The following is a 19436-nucleotide window of genomic DNA, read 5'->3' on the forward strand; positions in this document are numbered from 1 at the left end:
AAGATACTTTAAGAATCCAAATCAATTCTAATTAATAAATTGAAGGGCCTTTAATTCCTTGATACGTATATTTCGGCCTTCAATCTCGATCAAACCCTCTTTTTTAAAGCCGGAGAGGGTTCGTATAAGGCTTTCCGTGGCAATACCCGCCACACTGGCTAGGTCGTTACGGGAAATTTTGATAGGGTCTTCTGTTTTAGTATTCATGACTTCTGCAAATTGCAATAAGGTCTGTGCCGTTTTCTTTCGTACAGAACTATAGGCCATTTGCAACAATTGCTGTTTAATATCCTTTATATTCCCTGAAAGAAGTTCCATTAGTTCAAAGGAGATATTATGGTTATTCTCTAAAACCTGTTTTAAACTTTCTTTTGATATTCCGGCAACTTCTACCTCTTCAATGGCCGTAGCCGATTCCTGATATGGAATATTGTCTATAAAAGAGGTGAATCCCAAGAAATCATCTGCTCTATATAAGGACGTAATCAGTTCCTTACCATCCTCATCCATGGAATGGGATTTAACCACTCCCCTTAGGATAAGGTAAATTTTATGGCAGTATGAACCCTCTTGGTATATAGTACTGCCCTGTGTAAAAGTTGCAGGCTCACCGTTGTCGTCAAAAAAGTTCTTTAGCTCGTTTAAGGTGCGTATGGGATTTTCTGAGGCTTGTAGATTTAATAATCCTTCTTGCGAGGTACGCCTCAATAGTTCCACTTTCGCCATTCGACTCTCAATGGCACTTATTAAATCCTCTTCTTCAAAAGGTTTGGTTAGATAGTCGTCCGCACCCAGATCCATTCCCTTTCGTATCTCTTTGTGTTCTGTTTTGGCAGATAGGAATATAAACGGAATATGTTTGGTCTTTTCATCAGAAGACAGATCTTTTAATACTCCATAACCATCTACCTCTGGCATCATTATGTCACATACCACAATATCTGGTAATTTTTCTTTGGCCATTTGAATACCAATTTTTCCGTTTGGGGCCGATGTTACCGAATAACCAGAAAGTTCCAAAAGCTCTTCTGTGTTTTCGCGTAATGCCCTATCGTCCTCGATCAATAAAATAGTCTTCATTGTTTTCTTAAGTTTTGTGTTCAAGTGGGATAATTATCGTGAAATTGGACCCTTTATTTTCTTCACTGGTAAATTGAATAGTGGCTCCTAGATTCTCCAAATGTTGTTTGGCTATGTTAAGGCCTATGCCTGTACCTTGGTTCAATAAGGCATTTTCGGCTCTAAAATAACGATTGAAAATATGTTTTTGGTCTTCAGCAGGAATCCCAATACCATGATCAATGACCTGTATTAGAATATTACCGGCACCATTACTCACAACCAGGTCTATGGTTGAATCTTCTGGAGAGTATTTAATTGCGTTGTGGATTAGGTTGGACAAGGCTAATTCCAAGGTTTTTTCATCAAAATCGATGAAAATGTCGTCGATGTTTTCTGGATACGAAATTTTTTGTCCCGACTTAAGTAGCATATTGGCGCCATAAACCACTTCGTTTATTATTTTACTCAGCGGAAAAATTTCTATTTTGTAATTTATCTTTCCTGAATCTAAACGTTCTACTGAAAGAAAATCGGTTAGGATGGTATCCAGATACCGTACTTTGTTCTTTATAGTATCTACGTGCTTGTCACGTTTTTCCTGCTGGTTTCCCTCAGTGTATTTTGCCAACAAAGTTATAGAGGTAAGAATGCTGCTTAATGGGGTCTTAAATTCATGGGAAACCAAGGAAAGGAAACGTGTTTTCAATTCGTTCAGTTCTTTCTCCTTTGCTAGGGCATCTGTAAGTTGTTTGGTACGTTCCTGCACCGTTTTTTCCAGTTTTTCCGTATAATTTTTTCGTTCTGTTATATCAAGTATAATAGCAACAAAAACTTGTCTTTCACCAAGAATGGATAATTGAAGGTGTACCTCTACTGGATAAACTGAGCCATCTTGCCGTTGGTGGTCAGTTTCAAATTTAACCTTATCCAATTCCCCTTTCAATAATGGCTCTATTAGTCGCTGAAATTGTGCTGTATCCATATGGGGTTTAATATCCAATGGAGTCATGGTTTTAAACTCTTTGAGATCATAGCCCATATTTCGCTGCGCCTCTTTATTGACATTCGAAAAATGTAAGGAAATTGCATCGAACACATAAATCTCGTTAAGTGACTCATCAAATATCCTGGCCCAATGGCTAAGTTCCTTTTCCTTGATCTTACGTTCCGTAATATCAATAATCAGGGCCATTACATAGGTTTCATCATAAAGTTTAAAAGGATTAAGTCCAGCTTCCACAGGAAATTCCTCTCCATTCTTGTGGACCCCATGTAAGTCCCTTCCTTGGCCCATTTGCCTCCGTTGACTTTTTTCAATAAACTGATCTACATGTTGACCATGGTTATGATGATACCTCTGCGGTATTAAGGTATCCAAGGGTTTTCCTAAAAGTTCTCCCTTATTGTATCCAAACATCCGATCGGTAGAGGAATTGGTGGCAACAATTAATTGTTCGGTATTGACAACTATAATACCTTCAGATACACCTTCGGCAAGGAGATTGAATATTTCGCTGTTTTTTTGGAAGGAATGCATTAGCCAAAGATAAAATTTTAAAACTGATAATTGTCATAGAACTTAAATAGGTCGTTTTCTAAATTTAATCAATGGATTCAGGCACAAATTAAAATATAAAATATGATGAAAACAGCTAAGACGTTCTATGAAAACTTGGGAAAATTGTTCTATTCGGTAGCTATGGCAGACTCCCGGGTCCATAGAAATGAGATAGTTAAATTAAGAGCTTTTATTCGCCAATTTTGGCTAGATGTGGATGAACTTGAGGATGAATTCGGTACAGATGCCACCTTTCAGATAGAATCGGTGTTCGATTGGCTAATGGCTAATGATAAGGACGGGAATGAGTGTTTTGAGGAATTCAGGGAGTTTTATAAGGAGAATGCTACTATTTTCACCCCATTTATTAAAGTCTTGATTATGGATACGGCCAATGCAATTGCCAATAGTTTTTCAGAAAAAAATAAAGCCGAATTGGTAGTGTTGGGAAAACTGGAACTTTTATTAAAGCAATAATACGGCGCACCTAGTCCAATATTCCAATACGTAATCAGATCTTAAATGTCAATACTGGTAATCTAGTGTGGTTGGCAATATCCTCACCAATACTTCCGAGCAAGAAATGGTCAATACCTTTTCTGCCATGCGTAGGTAGGGCCATTATATCAAATTTTTCTGTCTTAGTGAAATTCAGTAAACCGCTTTCCACACTATGATCATTGTAAATTTCCACTTTATAGTTGGTCTCCTGGGTCTTCGACATAAAATCTGCTATACGTTTCTCGGCTTCAGGGGTACTTAAGAAATCCTCAAAGGGGGTATTGATGTATACCAATTTAAGTTTTGAGGAAAATTTATGCGCTAGTGACTTAACATTCCTATAGGCCAATACCGTATCCTCAGAAAAACTACAGCCAAATAGTATGTTCTTTATAACAAAATTGGAATTTTGCTGCTTTATTATCAAAACGGGGACATCGGAAGTGCGTACTACCTTTTCGGTATTGGATCCTATGAAAATCTCGTTGAAACCAGTACTACCATGGGAGCCCATTACGATTAGATCTATATTTTGTTCCTTGACAACATTGTTAAGTTCACTAAATACCTTATAGTTTTGCACTATTTTATGTATTGTAATATCCTTTAAATAAGGCTTGTCCAAGAAACTTTTAAATCTTTTTTTGGCCAGTCCCATGAAGTATTTGGCTTCCTCGTACCCTAAAAATTCCTCCTCGGCTATAACCGCCTCCGAAATGCCCATCATATGAATTGCGGTAATCTTGGCATTCTGCTGTCTTGCTATACTGGCGGCAACCTCTAGCGCATTCGCGGAATGTTTTGAAAAATCTACAGGAACCAATAGGTGCTTCATCTTAGGAGTCTTTATTATTTACTATAATACATGGTCGCTTTGTACGGTCTTTGCCATCTATTATTAAAGGCATTAATGGCTCTATAAGACTTGGATTACAGTGCCTTGTTCCCATTTAAGTATTAGGAACAAAAGTAAAGAGTATCAAAAACACCTGACATGATATTGGTCATTCGACATGGATTTTAATTCGGATTTCTTTAAGAATCTATAATAGCAAGGAAAGCTTCATTCCAAATAGCTATTTAAAAATTCCCTTCCTCACAAGGGAACATTTTTTTTGGAATTAATAATGCTGATTAATTATGGGTTACTGACATCGGTCATTTTATAATGATATTCTGTAGCCTACTTTAGAGGACACTAAAATTCAAAGTCATGAAAAAATATATTATTACGGCATTATTCGTAATGCTTATGCTTCCCAACGTATTTTATTCCCAAACTATTAAAAACATTGATGAAATAGCTCCCTTTAGCGAGGGCTTGGCCGCTATTAGACAAGGTAATCAATGGGGATTTATTAATGAAGAGGGCACAATGGTTATTAATTTCCGAAGCGATATTTATTGGAACAAGGATGCGGACACCTCTAAAAAAGATATTTCTGGGGTACGATATCCTATGTTCAATGAGGGTAGGTGTCTTATAACCAAAGAGGTAGAGGAGGGTGTTCCAGTTTTTGGGTTTATAGATGCCAAAGGAAATGTGGTGGTTGAGCCCCAGCTACTAAATGTTTATCCCTTTAAAGATGGTTATACCACTGGCGTTCTTTTTGAGAAGTCCTTGAAGGGCGAAAATGAATTCAGTCTTAAGATCTACGAGTTCAAATTTCACGATGTCATGATGGACACCTCAGGGGAAATGGTTGAATATTTCAATAAAAGGGACAATATCCAAATGACCAAAAAAAGATATCAGATGCCTGCAATCGGGGTAAAAAAGCTTTCGGATGGCCTAGTTGCCGTCTATACCAAGGACCAAGGTTGGGAAATTAGAAAAATAACATTAAATAAATAAACATGGAACGATTGAAGGATAAAGTAGCTATAATTACTGGCGGTGCAGGAGGAATAGGAATTGCCACAGCAAAAATGTTTTTGGAAGAAGGGGCCAAGGTGGTTATTGTAGATATAATCAAGGAAGTTCTGGAAAAAGCCAGCTACGAGTTGGATCATGAGAATCTGTCCTATTGTGTGGCCGATGTTTCAAAAGTTAAGGACACCGAGAAATTTGTAGAAACAACCCTAGAGGTTCATGGAAAGATCGATATATTCTTTGCCAATGCAGGTATAGAAGGTACTTCCAAACCCATTGCCGAATATCCGGAAGAGATTTTTGATAGGGTTATTGCCGTGAACCTAAAGGGGGTATGGCTGGGATGCAAGCATGTAATCCCGAAAATGACGGAGGGCGGTAGCGTTATTATTACTTCTTCCGTGGCAGGTTTAAAGGGTTTTGCCGGACTTGGGGCATATGTTACTAGCAAACATGCTGTGGTGGGTATAATGAGGGTAGCGGCGCAAGAAAATGCGGCAAGAAAAATTCGTGTTAATACCGTTCACCCGGGCCCTGTCAATAATAATATGATGAGACGTCTAGAAAAGGATATGTCTCCTGGAAGTCCTAATGACATCATGAAGGGCTTTGAAGCCGCTGTGCCCTTAAAGCGATATGCCGAATCTAGCGAGATTGCCGCTATGGTCCTTTTCTTGGCATCGGACGAAAGCAAGTATATTACAGGTACCACCCATGTGGTAGATGGAGGTATGCTCAGTTCATAAGGTACCTTGTTAATCTTATACTAAATCCCGACGGAAAACTATGGTTTTTGGTGCTGTGGTATTTGCTAATTAAGGTGTTGACCGACAACTGCATTCCTACCAACATATGATATTTGTCATTGTCAAAGTCGGGCTACGGGAATATCTTCATCAAAATATTAGTTATGAAGGGTTTTTTAAAGTTAGGCAAAGTTGCAGGGATACAATTGGAGGTACATTGGACATTTGCCTTATTGTTGATTTGGGCCGGATTTGTTGAATTTCAGAATAGCGGTAACTTCGAAAGGGTAGCCATTAATCAGGGATTTATTTTGGTGTTAATGGCTTGTGTAGTGCTCCATGAATTGGGACATGCGCTGACTGCCAGAAAATTTAATATAAAGACCAAAAGAATTATTCTTTTGCCTATTGGTGGAGTGGCAACTTTGGACAAAATGCCAGAAAAACCAGAGCAGGAATTACTAGTGGCCTTGGCAGGTCCTGCAGTCAATGTTGTCATTGCTATTATTTTATCTTTAATAATTCCTCTCAAGAGCTATTTTAATTTTGATAATGTGGTTGTGGAAGAGATGCTCTATGAACCCAACTTGCAAAATTTCCTTTTCTATTTGTTTATTGCAAATGTCATGTTGGTAGTGTTTAATCTTATTCCAGCTTTTCCGATGGATGGGGGCCGGGTATTAAGAGCTTTATTGGCATTTAGATTAAGTAGGGTGCAGGCTACAAATATAGCCGCAGGTATCGGCCAGACTTTGGCCGTTGTATTCTTTATTTTAGGCTTTTTTGTTAATCCTTTTTTGATTTTGATTGCTTTTTTCATATTCTTTGGTGCGTATGGTGAGAACCAAATGGTGAAGCGAAACTCCTTGTTACAGGGGCACTTGGTAAAGGAAGCCACCTTGACCAAGATTACGGTATTACGTCCCGATAATAATGTACAAGAGGTAATAGATATCCTTTTAGCAGGAACTGAAAAGGATTTTGTAGTAGCACTGGACAAGGAAATACTAGGGATAGTGACCCAGAATGATGTTATTAAGTATGCCAAGAACCCCTCTATTTTAGTCAAGGACATTATGGATAAGAACTTTACCATTATTGATGAATCCACTGAAATAACCAAGGTTCTAGAACTTGTAGGCAAGGAAAGGAAGCACTTTTTTCCAGTGACAGGTAATAAAAAGTTGATCGGAGCCATTGACATGGTAAACATTAGCGAGTTCATTTTATTGAAATCAGTATCTTAGAACAAAATAGATAATTCATGATTATTCATAGCTTAGGGGAAGGTAATTCACTATTGAACAAATTTGTAGCTGAAATTAGGGATACCAATACTCAGAAAGATAGCATGCGTTTTAGGCGCAATATAGAACGTATTGGAGAAATACTCGGCTACGAGCTGAGTAAGGCGCTAAGCTATAGGAACTGTACGGTGCAAACGCCTTTGGGGACCAAAGAAATGTCTTTACCGGCTGATGATTTGGTACTGTGTTCGGTTTTGCGTGCGGGACTCCCCTTGCACCAAGGGCTTTTAAATTATTTTGATGACGCTGAAAATGCCTTTATTTCCGCCTTTAGACACCACCGTGGAGATGAGGATGCTTTTGAAGTGATTGTAAAATATTTTGCGGCTCCCTCCTTGGAAAATAAGACCTTGATCTTAACAGATCCCATGTTGGCCACAGGAAAAACATTAGAAAATGTTTTAAAGGCCTTAAAGGATCATGGTGAGCCAAAGCAAATCCATATTATTTCTGTGATAGGATCCCAATCGGGAATAGAGCACCTTATGGAAGTTTTTCCCAAGAATACACATTTGTGGATCGCGGCAATCGACTTCAAATTAAACCATAAGGGGTATATAATACCAGGCATAGGAGACGCAGGGGATTTGGCATTTGGGGAAAAGCTATAGAGGCTTACTATTTATTTGCCTTTCGCCCTTTTCACCAATTTCACTATTTCATACCATAGTACAGAGATCATGCCTACAAAGACAGAAATTCCCAGTTGCTGCCCACTTAACCTTTCAAATTGAAAGAAATTGGTCAAAGGAGGCACAAAGAGCAATAGGGTGGCCAAAGCTAAAGTAACGCCAATAATTATTGGCACTAGATTGTTCTTATATTTTAAGGTGGTCCAAACGGAATAATAGAAAGAGCGGTTTACCAAGGTTAGAAAGATATTGGCAGATATCAAAACCATAAATACCATAGTCCTAGTAGTGGATTCATTAGATTCTTCAAAAACAGCATATTGATAAATGAATAAGGCTCCCAAAGTAATTACTAAACCCTGTATGACACTGGTTATCAACTCCTTGAATTTGAAAAATGAGGTTGTAAACGGCCTTGGTTTTTTAATCATCGCATTTTTTTCCATGGGTTCGTTTTCGTAAATGATAGAGCAGGTAGGCCCCATAATCAATTCCAATAAAATAACATGGGAAGGCGAAAATATAGTAGGGTAGGCCCATCCCAGGGCCAAGGGAATAAATACGGTTAAGATGATAGGGATATGAATTGAAATGATATACTGTATGGCCTTTTTTAGATTGCTATAAATTTTTCTACCCATCGCAATAGCATCGACCATTTTGGAGAGGTCGTCATCGACCAAAATCAGGGATGCCGCTTGTTTTGCAATTTCGGTTCCTTTTTTACCCATAGCAATACCGATATGCGCGGCCTTAAGCGCTGGTCCGTCGTTGACTCCATCACCGGTCATAGCTACTATTTCATTATTGGCCTTAATGGCATTTACGATTCTTAGTTTCGCTTCGGGGAACATACGGGTAAAGACTTGGGTAGACTTTACCTTTTTTTGCAATTCAGTGTCTTCCAATAGCATAAGTTCATTACCGGTCATTGTTTTTTCGTAGCCAAGAAAGTCTATTTGCTTAGCTATGGCCATTGAAGTGACAGTATTGTCGCCTGTAACTAGTTTTACTTGGATTCCTGCCCTGTCAAAATCTTTAAGCACCTCTCGAATATTTTCTTTCGGAGGGTCATAAAAAGCCACAATTCCTTTAAAATTAAACCTAAAATCCTGCTGTATCTTGGGGAAGTCAAACCCTTTAAAATCTGCTTGTCCAACTCCAAGAACGCGGTAACCTTGGCTTCCCAAATTGTTTAAGATGTCCGTTAGCTGTTTTTTTTCGGCCTGTGTCAATTTAGAAACTTCCATTATGGCTTCAGGGGCACCTTTGGCGGCAATAATTCGATTCCCGCTCATATCCTCGAAAATATGGGTCATCATTGGCGGTTTTCCACTCAAGGGATACTCGTGAACCATTTTAAATTGTGGCCTTAGGTCCACGGGAACTACCTTGGCATAGGCCCCATGCAAAGCTTTTTCCATTGGATCGAACGGTATGGGCTCGCTTGCCCACATCGCCATGGTGACCAGTTGTACCTCTGATGTGTCCCCCTGGCCATCTGCAGGACATATCTCTCCTGTTTCCAAGGTGAAAAGTTTGGCCAATTCCATCTTGTTTTGGGTTATGGTACCCGTTTTATCGGTACAAATAACAGTAGCAGCGCCTAAAGATTCAACTGTTTTCATTTGTTTTACCACGATACCCATTTTCATTAACCTATAGGAGCCTAAAGCCATAAAAGTGGTAAAGGCTACCGGTATTTCTTCGGGCAGAATACTCATAGCCAAGGTTAGGGCTTTTAACAAACTGTTTAATACCTCGTATGTTTGGAAATAGTTTATTCCCCAGACCATTAGAAATATGATACCTCCCCAAATAGACATATTTTTAACGAAACTGGAAATCTGTCTTTCCAAAGGTGTCTTTTCTTCTTGGATACTTTCCAAGCTTTTTCCAATTTTACCCAATTGGGTATTGTTGCCAATTTCGGTAACGGTGGCAATGGCAAGGCCACTAGCTACTGTTGTGCCGCCAAAAATTTTATTGTCCGATGTTGAGCTATCTTTAAAAACAGAAAGGGATTCACCCGTGAGTATGGATTCATCAATGGAGAAATCGTTGGAATGCACAATGGTTGCATCCGCTGGAATAGTATTGCCTTCCTCAACCATCAGACTATCACCTACAACCAACTCCTCACTCGGTATTTCTAGGACCACTCCATTCCTAATGACTTGGCTATTGGGTTGGGTGAGGTTTTTTAATTTTTCCAAAGCCATTCTACTTTTGGAATCCTGATAAAGTGAAATTGAGGCCACCAAGACAATGGCAGAGACCATAAATATTCCATCACCATTATTTCCTGTTATAAAGTAAATGGAGGCAGCCACCATCAAAAGGATAACCATAGGCTCCTGGGCAACACTTTTTAGGGCATCCAAAAAACTATTTTCCTTTTTGTAGCTCAGGCTATTTTTTCCATGCTGCTTTCTGGAGTGCTCTACAGCCTCATCGGATAGTCCTTCAATACCAAAATCACTAGGGTTGATCATATAATCTAAATTAAGAAATTAATAAAGAATCAAAGTAAGTCCTCATAATCCAACATAACTTCCTTAATAGGGTGACTTAAAAAGCCCATTTTAAGAATTTCAAGAAGTGAAAAATCTATAGGGTTTACTTGGCCATTAGTTGTCAACGGCTAAGTATTTATAGAAAAACCATTCATTGCCTCTAATTCAGCTGCTAATAGTAATTCAGAGGAAAGGGTACTTTCTTTCAAGGCTTTCGAGGCGGCCGTATAGCCCAAATGGAAAATGCTATCAATGTTCTTTAGGGAGAACATACCATAACGATTTATATTTATGGGACGTATCAGTAAATCACAGTCAATAAATTTAAGGCTTGTTTCGTTGGACATCATAACATGATACGTCCGCTCCAAGACCTTGTTTACATGGTTGAGGTCATCTATGTTTACTTTATTGAACGGATTTACATAAACTCCTACAATTCGATCACAATTCCTTCTTATAAGGTCTACCGGAAAATTATTAAGGGTACCTCCATCTATATAATAACCATTCTCGATTTTCATAGGTGCAAATAAACCGGGAACGGCAGCAGAGGCTAATACCGGTCTAATGAGCTCACCACTATCAAATACCTTTAAGGTGCCATCAAGTAGGTTGGTTGCCGTAATATAAAGTCGTTTTTCCAGTAATTCAAAACTGTCATGTGGCAGGTAGGTTCTAAATTGATCATAGAATTTTTCAGTATCCAAAAATCCTGGTTTTCCCATGGCGTAATTGTTTAAACTGAATATCTGCGTGGTCTTAAAAAAATCTAACATTTCATTACATGAACAACCTGCTGCATATAGTGCGCCAACTATTGCACCTGCGCTAGTACCTGCAATTTGGGAGGGATAAATACCATATTCTTCCAAAGCTTTTATGGCTCCAATGTGGGCAATGCCGCGAATACCCCCACCGGATAAGACCAAACCTGTAGTCATAAGTCTTCACTTTTAAAGTTAAACTCAAAACTATTCTAAATATAGTAATCCGGACATGACCATTATCAGGTTTTAACGAATCAAGGCCTATCTTATGATCCATATCTTTTCGATTAACTAAAGTGACTTTACATTTGCAGAACTTGTAAGTTATCGCGCAAAAGGAATATACCGTAAGCTAGGGACAAAATATTATCGGGTCGGGCTTTCCATTTACTTTTTGATATGGGCAATTTTGGAACTTTATGACAAAGATGTTTACCAAGACAAACCCAATGGTGGAATAGGAATTCCCTTAGAGGATTTTGCAGTTATTATTGGAATGGCTACCGAAACGGCGATCCGAACTTAGTCAGATTTTATGAACGAAGTTTTAATGACCACCGATCACACACAATAGAAGGATTATTATTTGAAACCAAAAGTGACTGAGAGCTGTAGCGGATTTTTAATTTCGTTATTTTGAATTTATTTCAAATTTAAGACTCTCGCCTCCTGTTAAAAATAGCCTTAAGCTTTTTTATAGCAAAGGTCAATAGAATCTTCTGAAAGCTGCCTTTCAGGCTTCCTGCCAATTGCAAAGGTCGAAGATTTGACTTGGCCTGGTTGAGGTTTAATTTTAAGCTTTCGATTTCAATTTTACGCTGTAATTTTAAGACCATAAGCCTTTCATCAATTTCCTTAAAAGAGTTGTACTGCATCCCCATAATTTTAATCAAAATAATGTTTGGAAAATTTGCGGAGTAAAGGCGCATTGATCCTATCCCTAATAAAATAACATATGGCCGCAATAAGGATATAGCCCGTACCTATAAACAAAAACCCTAGGTAGGCGCTTTCCATGACTTCATTGAGCGCATTGGATGCTGCCCAAGATAATAAAATCAAGGCTAATAGGAGCAAAGCCCCTATTAAAAGAGTTAGTGCAAAAGTGGTCACAAGCTCCATTAGTACCTTAAATATTTTTAGCTTGGCATACTCCTCGCTATTTTCTAGATAAGACCTTACATCGGCTTCTGCTTCTGTAAGGTCTTTCTTAAGTTCAGTCAAGGCCATATTACCTTATTTTTGGAATTGTGCGTTTTTCTTTTTAAGGTCTTCTAATTTGTGCTCCAAGCTAGCAATAATGTCATCTGCCTTATAGCTCATTGTAGAGATGGCTTCATCCAGTTTACGTTCAAATGCATCTTTTTTCGCGTTTGCAGTTTTAGTAAGTTCCTCCTTGGCATGTGAAATTCTGTCCGTTAAATCGTGGGTAGTTTCCCCCACCTTTTGTTTAATTTTGTGCCTTGTTTCTATGCCCTTGTCGGGAGCATATAAAATTCCTATTCCTGCACCTATGGCAGCCCCGGTCAATAAAGCCAAAAGAATATTTCCATCGTTGTTTGTCATGATTATTAATTTTAAGTTTATTATAGTGTTTATTTAATACCTAAAATTAAACTGATCTAAATCTATTTCAAATGATTTTAATCATATTGTAAAAGAAAATTGATTTTTAAAATTAGGGACATCTGCAATTATGGAGGATGGATAAGGGGATTAAAGCAATATTGGTTGCAATTAACAAGTAATCATAATTAAGAGAGGTAGAAAGGTCGGGTTTGTTTTGTACAGATGATATTAATCATTTTATATGAGGGATTAAATTCGCACTTTTGACACATAGCAATACTTAAAATATAAGGACATGGGAGAATCTGTAAATATTTATCAAAGGCAAAGGGAATTTCACTTATTTGTGGCCAGTAAGTTTTCTGATTTATTAGGCTTTAAAAAGGAAGGTGATGTATCATCCTTTAACAATATTTTGTTAAAGGCTATGCCAGCCGTGAAACGATATATTCAGAAGAATCTGAACCGTGCCTTGGCAACAAATAAAATGGATAAGAACAAGTATAGGGCAGATGATTTTATCGACCAACTTTTTATAGAGGTATATGACCATATCGACGAGATTAAAAATGAAAAAGAATTGCACCTTTGGATGTTCAAAAAGGTAGATGAATTGTTAGGGGATATTATGGTAGAAGAAGAATTTGATTCGATTTTTTTTGAGAATATAGACAACTATTCCAAACCGGAATGGGATGCAATGCAGGAAAAATTTTCTACCGACGGCGATGGTGATTTGGTTATGACCGAGGAATTGGACGATATTTCCTATGCCAAGAACGATTATATTCTGAACCATGTTTTTGTTGAGGATAATGACCAAAAGATGATGGATCAATTAGATAAGGAATTGGATGTTGAAAACATTAGAAAGCATTCCGAAATGGTGTTGCATCAATTACCCATACCAATGCAAAAAGTCTATGAACTTTTTACCGAACACCAGTTTGATGTGGCGGAAATTGCCAAAATACGCAAAAGTACCATTAAAGAGGTGGAATCAATATTGGAAGCTGCCAGAAAAAGTTTGCGCACTAGTTTTTTAAAAAGATATGTAGGCTAATCAAGGTATAATTTAAAATATAAACTAATGAAGGCCAAATCATCAGGTTCAAAAAAGGAATTGATAGTGGACGAAACATTGGACGCGTTACACCAGGAAAGTAGGGAATGGCTGAATACCATTGCCTTTTGGCAAGACGAGTCGAAATTTTTTACTGATTTGTTGGATAAGGAACAAATAAATACTTCCAAATACGGACAGATGCTCCAATATCTTGACAAAATTCATGAAACCCTATTTGATTATTTGGCGGAAAATATTGTAGCACATGAAAAGGAGTTGTCCCGTTTAATAAGTGGTGATAAAGGTGTGTCCGATCAGGACTACCGGAAAAAACATGCCACCCTAAAGGAGCAAATGGATTTATTTACCAACGACTTTAAGGAATTTAAAAAAATGGTATTTGGATACGCCAAGAAATTGTGATTATATCTTTTACGGATGTACAGCAGTTAAGTACTAGACAAAAAACAACGAAATATTTACAGATTTAAATCAGTGAATTACAAAATTACCTTAATGTCTCCTCGAGCACAGTGGAGAGGTAATTATTTTTGAAATCAGTAAAAAAATAAGGTCTCAACTCCGCTGGACCGGACACTAAAAAGAGTCTAATAATTTATGTCAATTAATAAAGTGACATAGACTAAATACACATGAAAGTTATGGAGATCTCAATTTTTAATTCGGACAATAGGACTATAGACAGTATTGCCAATTTTTTGGATTTCTACTATAGTTTTCGCTTAAAGCATTTGGCCAGTGATCTGCTGGAACAAGGCTTATCTCCCGAACAAATCACGGAAGCCGTGGTCAAGGCCATGACCGTTGGGGGATCTTCGGGTTTGGAAATCGATCAACACTTTAGGCCCGTATTCACAGGGATAGAAAAGCATGTGGTTAGCGACTGCAAATTGTCACATCTGGCATATGGTTTGGTACTAATGAACGCGGATGCCGGCCTCCAGGTTGTAGGGAATTTTCAGTTAAGTGTACTGCAACAATATTTAGGGGATCATGGAGCCTTTTAAGATTCTATTTCCATGGCTATAGGGCAGTGGTCCGATCCAAAATATTCCGATAGAATTTCAACGGATTTTATACGTTCTACCAGTGATTTGCTTACCAAAAAATAATCTATACGCCAACCGGTGTTTCTTTCCCTCGACTTAAATCGATAACTCCAATAGGTATAGGCGACTACATCCGGATGAAAATGTCTAAATGAATCTACAAAACCGGATTTGATAAAATTATCCATTCCATCAATTTCAATTTGAGTGTATCCTGCCGTTTTGTTATAATTACTCTTATCGTTCTTAAGGTCAATAGCTCTATGGGCCACGTTAAAATCTCCGCAAGCAATTACGGGTTTTGTCTGTTCAAGGTTTTTGAGGTAGTTTAGAAAATCGGCATCCCATTGCTTACGGTAGTCCAGACGGTCTAATTGCTGCCCTGAATTAGGCACGTAGACGTTTACCAAAAAGAAGTCATCGTATTCCGCACATTGTATACGACCTTCGGCATCATGTTCGGAAATATTCATATCACTGGAAATGACAATAGGGGCTGTTTTACTCAAAATTGCGGTACCAGAATATCCTTTTTTATCGGCCGAATTATAATTTCTGTTGTAATGCTCCAATTTGGAAAGGGTCTCTTCAACTTCGTGGTCCTGAGCCTTGGTTTCTTGAAGGCAAAGAATATCAGGGGCCATTTTTTTCACAGTTTCAAAAAAGTCTTTTTTTGCAATGGCCCTAATGCCGTTGACGTTCCATGAAATTATTTTCATCGCTTCAATTTTAATTTGGAAATGGGCCGTTAAATAGTGCCGGGAATAAAGATAATAATTAGGTCCTGTTTAAAAAAACCGATAATTGAAAGTTTTTAAAATCTGACATAGACCATGGTATGGCATATAGCATGGTTTGTTGTTATAGCAATGCAAAATTTAATTTGTCGGTTCATTCTTCTTTATTCCTATGAATGGAAATCAATATAACTAATCCAATAATTGCGGAAAGGATAAAACCTATGGCACCCAATACCGGTATTCCACTAATCTTTGGAGGCATATCTGCCATTACCAAAAGGGCAGAACCTATAGATAAGGCAGCAATAATAACGGCATAGACCAAACGGTTAAAGGCTGTCTTAAGGGTTATTCTAAATTCATTGAGGCCTTTGTGTTCATGGACAATGACCAATTTCCCGTCTTTGATCTTATCTACAATTTCATTAATGTCGGCAGGTAATTTGTCCAAAAGCGAATTGTAATCTTGAAATCGATTTAGATTTTTTTGAAAAAGTCGTTTTAACCCAAACCGTTTGCGGGTTATTTTGGCCATATAGGGTTTTAGATTATCCGTAATGTTGAATTCTGGATCTAGTTTTAGGCCTACACCTTCAATAATGACCAAAGCCCTAATAAGTATATACAAGTAGTGCGGTATGGTAATCCTGTTCTCGTAAAGAACATTTTTAAATTGTTCCAAAGTAATTCCCAACTTAATATTTCGAATAGATGTATTGCTAATGCCTTCCACTAATTCATATAAATCATATTCCAACTTTTTTTCATCCGGGATATCATTCTTTAGGGCAATTTTTTTAAGAATTGGAATTATTTTCTTTACATCTTTTTTTAAAAAACAAAGGAGAAGTTCCATTAATGCTTCCTTGTCATTGGGCATTATGGTTCCCATCATCCCAAAATCTATAAAACAGATTTTTTGAACCTCCGGGAGTACAAATATATTTCCCGGATGCGGATCGGCATGGAAAAAGCCATGTTCCAAAACCTGTTCCAAATACAAGTCAACCCCAACTTTTGCCACTGCCCTGGAATCAATATTTTGTTCTCTTAACTTTTCAAGTTCGGATACCTTAATTGCGTCAACCCAGTCCATACAAATAATCTGGTCAGTGCTCAGTTCGCGATATGCCTTGGGAACATATATGGCATTGTTACCCTCAAAATTTTTGGCAAAATGTTCCAAATTATCCATTTCCCTTAAAAAACTAAGCTCTTCTGTGATGCTTTTTTCAAAGGATTCTACCAATTTTAGAGGCTGAAAGGCCTTTACTTGGTCACTATATTTTTCTAAAGCCATGGCCACTTCTTTCATAATGGAAATATCGGAGGCAATAACTTCCGATATGTTTAGTCGCTGAATTTTTAACACAACCCAATTGCCATTGAGCAGCTGCGCCTTATGAACCTGTGCCAAGGAGGCGGCTGCAAGTGGTTTGGGTTCAATGGACAGGAAATATTGGGAACAATCAATATCCAGTTCTTCCGAAATTATTTTTTCCACTTCAAAATTTGGCAAAGATGGCGCTTGATCTTGTAGTTTTTCAAGCTCTTTAATAAGACCTGGTGGTAACATATCGTCACGGTTGCTCAGAATCTGCCCCATTTTCACATAGGACGGACCTAGTTCTTCCAGCACCATTCGGATTCGCTCAAAAGTAGATACTGATAACAGTTTTTCGGTCTCAGGATGTTTTGCTAAATAGTTTTTAGGGATGAACTTTTTGGCTTTACTGCTGGCCATAATATCCTCAAAACCATATTTCGTAAGCACCCCAAATAGAGTGTTGTATCTTTTGAGGTTTTGTTTCTTGGGAAGTTTTATTCCAAACATATAAATTATAGATATTGGGTCAAAAATCGGAAGAAGTCTCTTTTAAGTTCTGCATAAATCTGTTCTTGTGTCTCCATTTTTTTTCTGAACTCCATGTGCTTTTTTACCATGCTGGTGTCCATGGCATCCTGTCCCGTTAGGTCTTGTCCGGCCAGGCGGGTTTCGTGGATTTCAATAGCTTCCAGCATATCCTCTATTACTCCTCCGTGTAGGATGAATTCGTTTTGAAAGTGTTCCAATTGTTTCAGTACCTCTTTTTTGGTCCACCTAGTGACCAATTCACTAAGCCTATTATTGAAAAATATCAATTCATCGTTCCAAAAAAGGAGTTCGCGTCTCCAAATTTCGTGTTCAAAATGCAGGCTTGAATTATATATAATTTCTTTTTCCATGTTAATTTATATTTTATACGATGAGGTAGATTCCAAATTTATTTAAACCTAAGGACCTCTGAAATGATATATGTCATTTGAGGACGTATTTATATCCCTTTCCTTTGGAGTGTTAAATCGAATATTTAAAAAATTGGGAAAGGTGTTGGAGCAGTAGTCTTGTAGTGTAGACCAATTCCTATCCAAATAAAGTGTTTAAAATTGAATCAACCATAAAAGGAGTATCAGAAGCTATACAAAGTTGCTTGTTGACTCTTTATTTAATGTCTAACTTAAATTTATAATTATGAAGAAAAACATGGGTAATTTAGACCGAACCTTACGATTTGTAATCGCTGCGGCATTAGTTGCACTTTATTACAATGGTACTATTTCTGGAATACTGGGCATTGTCCTAGTAGTTTTGGCCATTGTCTTTTTCCTGACCAGTTTTATTGGTTTTTGTCCTTTGTACTTTCCTTTTGGAATAAAAACATGTAAAGTGAAAAAAGAGTAAAGGTTAGGCCTGTCATTAGTTTTTTTTGATTAGTACTAATAATCGGGAACGGTAAAAATTGGATTTCTCCGCTAATGGACTTGGAACATATCGTATTAAAATCCTTGATCTTGAGATAAACTATATGCCTGTTTCGCTATCTCCAACTCCTCGTTAGTAGGTACTACCAAAATTTTGACCTTGGCCATGGCGTTGCTAATTTCCCGGATGTCGGATGATTTTATATCGTTTTTACTGGCATCCAGGACTATGCCATAATACTCCATTTCTGAACATACAAGTTTCCTAAGTGTACTGGAATTCTCCCCGATACCTGCCGTAAAGACCAGGGCATCCAAACCGTTCATGGCAGCAACATAGGCACCTATATATTTCTTTATGCGGTAGGCGTTCATTTCCAAGGCCAATATACATTCCGGATTTCCCGATTCGGCTTTTGCTTCTATATCTCTTAAATCACTGTGGCCTGTTAGCCCAAGCATACCACTTTTTTTAGTGAGAAGAGTGTTCACTTTTTCCAAACTATATCCCAAACTATTTACCAAATAGAAAATTAGGGCATGATCTATATCCCCACTTCTAGAGCCCATGATAAGTCCGTTGGAAGGAGTGAAGCCCATAGAATGATCAACACTTATACCATCTCTTACCGCGGTCATACTGCAACCATGGCCCAAGTGGATGGTAATTATTTTGGAATTATTCAATTGTAGATAGGAAATGGCCTTTTCGGACACATATTTATGACTGGTGCCGTGAAAACCGTATGCTTGGATACGGCGATCGGTATAAAGTTCATCGGGCACTGCATATTTTTTAGCCTTAACCGGCATTGTATGATGAAAAGCCGTATCAAAAACAGCAATTTGTTTGGCAGTGGGAAAAACCTCTTCGGCCAATACAATTCCTTCCAGGTTATGTGGATTGTGCAATGGGGCCAAGACCGACAGTTCTTGTATTTTATCTTTTACCTCCTGTGTAATCAAGGTTGTTTTTGAAAAGGTATTTCCACCATGTACCACTCGGTGGCCTACAATTCCAATATCGTTGACATTTTGAATAACCCCTTTCTTGGGGTCCATCAATAGCTTTGCCATTTTTAAGAACCCTACATTGTGATTGGGTATTTTCTCTATTTCCTCAGATTCCACAGTATTGGATTTATACTTCACTGTTGAATTTTTTGAGCCAATGCGTTCTATCACCCCTTTACAGATCAATAGCTCCGTAGGCATTTGAATCAATTGATATTTTATGGAAGAACTGCCTGCGTTGATGATCAGTATGTTCATAGTTTATAATTT

General features: G+C 37.9%; 21 protein-coding genes. 9 read left to right on the forward strand and 12 right to left on the reverse strand.

The genetic code is table 11. The annotated features are described in order from the left end of the window. Positions 1 to 27 precede the first annotated feature (27 nt). Positions 28 to 1080 (reverse strand): response regulator, encoded by a 1053-nt coding sequence (locus CWD90_RS17595; protein ID WP_103477385.1) that lies wholly within the window; start codon positions 1078 to 1080, stop codon positions 28 to 30. A 7-nt stretch (positions 1081 to 1087) separates the two neighbouring features. Then, positions 1088 to 2599 (reverse strand): sensor histidine kinase, encoded by a 1512-nt coding sequence (locus CWD90_RS17600; RefSeq protein WP_103477386.1) that lies wholly within the window; start codon positions 2597 to 2599, stop codon positions 1088 to 1090. 102 nt (positions 2600 to 2701) lie between these two features. Between CWD90_RS17600 and CWD90_RS17605 the strand changes: the two genes are divergently transcribed. Further along, positions 2702 to 3097 carry a hypothetical protein gene (locus CWD90_RS17605; RefSeq protein ID WP_103477387.1) on the forward strand — a complete coding sequence of 132 codons (396 nt, stop codon included), beginning with the start codon at positions 2702 to 2704 and terminating at the stop codon, positions 3095 to 3097. Positions 3098 to 3131: 34 nt separating this feature from the next. On the opposite strand, the gene CWD90_RS17610 is transcribed toward CWD90_RS17605, so the two are convergent. Beyond that, complete coding sequence (locus CWD90_RS17610; RefSeq protein ID WP_103477388.1) at positions 3132 to 3956, reverse strand: universal stress protein; 825 nt, start codon at positions 3954 to 3956, stop codon at positions 3132 to 3134. A 378-nt stretch (positions 3957 to 4334) separates the two neighbouring features. Here CWD90_RS17610 and CWD90_RS17615 point away from each other — a divergent pair, with 378 nt between their 5' ends. The 4 genes from CWD90_RS17615 to upp all read left to right on the forward strand — a co-directional run bounded on the left by CWD90_RS17615 (position 4335) and on the right by upp (position 7658). Continuing rightward, complete coding sequence (locus tag CWD90_RS17615) at positions 4335 to 4976, forward strand: WG repeat-containing protein (RefSeq protein ID WP_103477389.1); 642 nt, start codon at positions 4335 to 4337, stop codon at positions 4974 to 4976. A gap of 2 nt (positions 4977 to 4978) precedes the next feature. After that, positions 4979 to 5740, forward strand: a complete 762-nt coding sequence (locus CWD90_RS17620; RefSeq protein ID WP_103477390.1) for an SDR family NAD(P)-dependent oxidoreductase — start codon at positions 4979 to 4981, stop codon at positions 5738 to 5740. Between the two features lie 164 nt (positions 5741 to 5904). After that, on the forward strand, positions 5905 to 6987 hold the full coding sequence (locus CWD90_RS17625; RefSeq protein ID WP_103477391.1) for a site-2 protease family protein: 1083 nt from the start codon (positions 5905 to 5907) through the stop codon (positions 6985 to 6987). Between the two features lie 17 nt (positions 6988 to 7004). Then, the gene (gene upp / locus CWD90_RS17630; protein WP_103477392.1) at positions 7005 to 7658 is read left to right on the forward strand and encodes a uracil phosphoribosyltransferase; all 654 of its coding nucleotides are present in this window, start codon (positions 7005 to 7007) and stop codon (positions 7656 to 7658) included. An 11-nt stretch (positions 7659 to 7669) separates the two neighbouring features. On the opposite strand, the gene CWD90_RS17635 is transcribed toward upp, so the two are convergent. From CWD90_RS17635 to CWD90_RS17655, 5 genes are all read right to left on the reverse strand, one after another. Continuing rightward, on the reverse strand, positions 7670 to 10174 hold the full coding sequence (locus CWD90_RS17635) for a cation-translocating P-type ATPase (RefSeq protein ID WP_103477393.1): 2505 nt from the start codon (positions 10172 to 10174) through the stop codon (positions 7670 to 7672). A gap of 149 nt (positions 10175 to 10323) precedes the next feature. Then, on the reverse strand, positions 10324 to 11139 hold the full coding sequence (locus CWD90_RS17640; RefSeq protein WP_103477394.1) for a patatin-like phospholipase family protein: 816 nt from the start codon (positions 11137 to 11139) through the stop codon (positions 10324 to 10326). Between the two features lie 479 nt (positions 11140 to 11618). After that, complete coding sequence (locus tag CWD90_RS17645; RefSeq protein WP_157941264.1) at positions 11619 to 11840, reverse strand: DUF6327 family protein; 222 nt, start codon at positions 11838 to 11840, stop codon at positions 11619 to 11621. Between the two features lie 10 nt (positions 11841 to 11850). Beyond that, positions 11851 to 12195 carry a hypothetical protein gene (locus CWD90_RS17650; RefSeq protein WP_103477396.1) on the reverse strand — a complete coding sequence of 115 codons (345 nt, stop codon included), beginning with the start codon at positions 12193 to 12195 and terminating at the stop codon, positions 11851 to 11853. A 6-nt stretch (positions 12196 to 12201) separates the two neighbouring features. Next, positions 12202 to 12531: a YtxH domain-containing protein gene (locus CWD90_RS17655; RefSeq protein ID WP_103477397.1), complete on the reverse strand. Its 330-nt coding sequence runs from the start codon at positions 12529 to 12531 to the stop codon at positions 12202 to 12204. A 298-nt stretch (positions 12532 to 12829) separates the two neighbouring features. Here CWD90_RS17655 and CWD90_RS17660 point away from each other — a divergent pair, with 298 nt between their 5' ends. The 3 genes from CWD90_RS17660 (at position 12830) to CWD90_RS17670 (ending at position 14628) form a co-directional block, all read left to right on the forward strand. Beyond that, positions 12830 to 13597: a sigma-70 RNA polymerase sigma factor region 4 domain-containing protein gene (locus tag CWD90_RS17660; protein WP_103477398.1), complete on the forward strand. Its 768-nt coding sequence runs from the start codon at positions 12830 to 12832 to the stop codon at positions 13595 to 13597. A gap of 27 nt (positions 13598 to 13624) precedes the next feature. Continuing rightward, positions 13625 to 14023 carry a hypothetical protein gene (locus tag CWD90_RS17665; protein WP_103477399.1) on the forward strand — a complete coding sequence of 133 codons (399 nt, stop codon included), beginning with the start codon at positions 13625 to 13627 and terminating at the stop codon, positions 14021 to 14023. Positions 14024 to 14262: 239 nt separating this feature from the next. After that, on the forward strand, positions 14263 to 14628 hold the full coding sequence (locus CWD90_RS17670; RefSeq protein WP_192878041.1) for a hypothetical protein: 366 nt from the start codon (positions 14263 to 14265) through the stop codon (positions 14626 to 14628). Here the strand turns inward: CWD90_RS17670 and CWD90_RS17675 are convergent. The 3 genes from CWD90_RS17675 to CWD90_RS17685 all read right to left on the reverse strand — a co-directional run bounded on the left by CWD90_RS17675 (position 14625) and on the right by CWD90_RS17685 (position 17636). Next, a complete protein-coding gene (locus tag CWD90_RS17675) occupies positions 14625 to 15389 on the reverse strand; it encodes an exodeoxyribonuclease III (protein ID WP_103477401.1) in 765 nt (254 codons plus the stop codon). The two genes, CWD90_RS17670 and CWD90_RS17675, sit on opposite strands and share 4 nt — an antisense overlap. A 172-nt stretch (positions 15390 to 15561) precedes the next feature. After that, a complete protein-coding gene (locus CWD90_RS17680) occupies positions 15562 to 17244 on the reverse strand; it encodes an ABC1 kinase family protein (protein ID WP_103477402.1) in 1683 nt (560 codons plus the stop codon). A 5-nt stretch (positions 17245 to 17249) separates the two neighbouring features. After that, positions 17250 to 17636 (reverse strand): hypothetical protein, encoded by a 387-nt coding sequence (locus CWD90_RS17685; protein ID WP_103477403.1) that lies wholly within the window; start codon positions 17634 to 17636, stop codon positions 17250 to 17252. Between the two features lie 286 nt (positions 17637 to 17922). Between CWD90_RS17685 and CWD90_RS17690 the strand changes: the two genes are divergently transcribed. Beyond that, positions 17923 to 18132 carry a YgaP family membrane protein gene (locus CWD90_RS17690; protein WP_103477404.1) on the forward strand — a complete coding sequence of 70 codons (210 nt, stop codon included), beginning with the start codon at positions 17923 to 17925 and terminating at the stop codon, positions 18130 to 18132. Between the two features lie 95 nt (positions 18133 to 18227). Here CWD90_RS17690 and CWD90_RS17695 read toward each other — a convergent pair whose 3' ends face one another. Next, the gene (locus CWD90_RS17695; RefSeq protein WP_103477405.1) at positions 18228 to 19424 is read right to left on the reverse strand and encodes an acetate/propionate family kinase; all 1197 of its coding nucleotides are present in this window, start codon (positions 19422 to 19424) and stop codon (positions 18228 to 18230) included. Between the last annotated feature and the right edge of the window lie 12 nt (positions 19425 to 19436).

The sequence above is a fragment of the Arenibacter catalasegens genome (genome assembly GCF_002909235.1).
Lineage (GTDB): Bacteria > Bacteroidota > Bacteroidia > Flavobacteriales > Flavobacteriaceae > Arenibacter > Arenibacter catalasegens.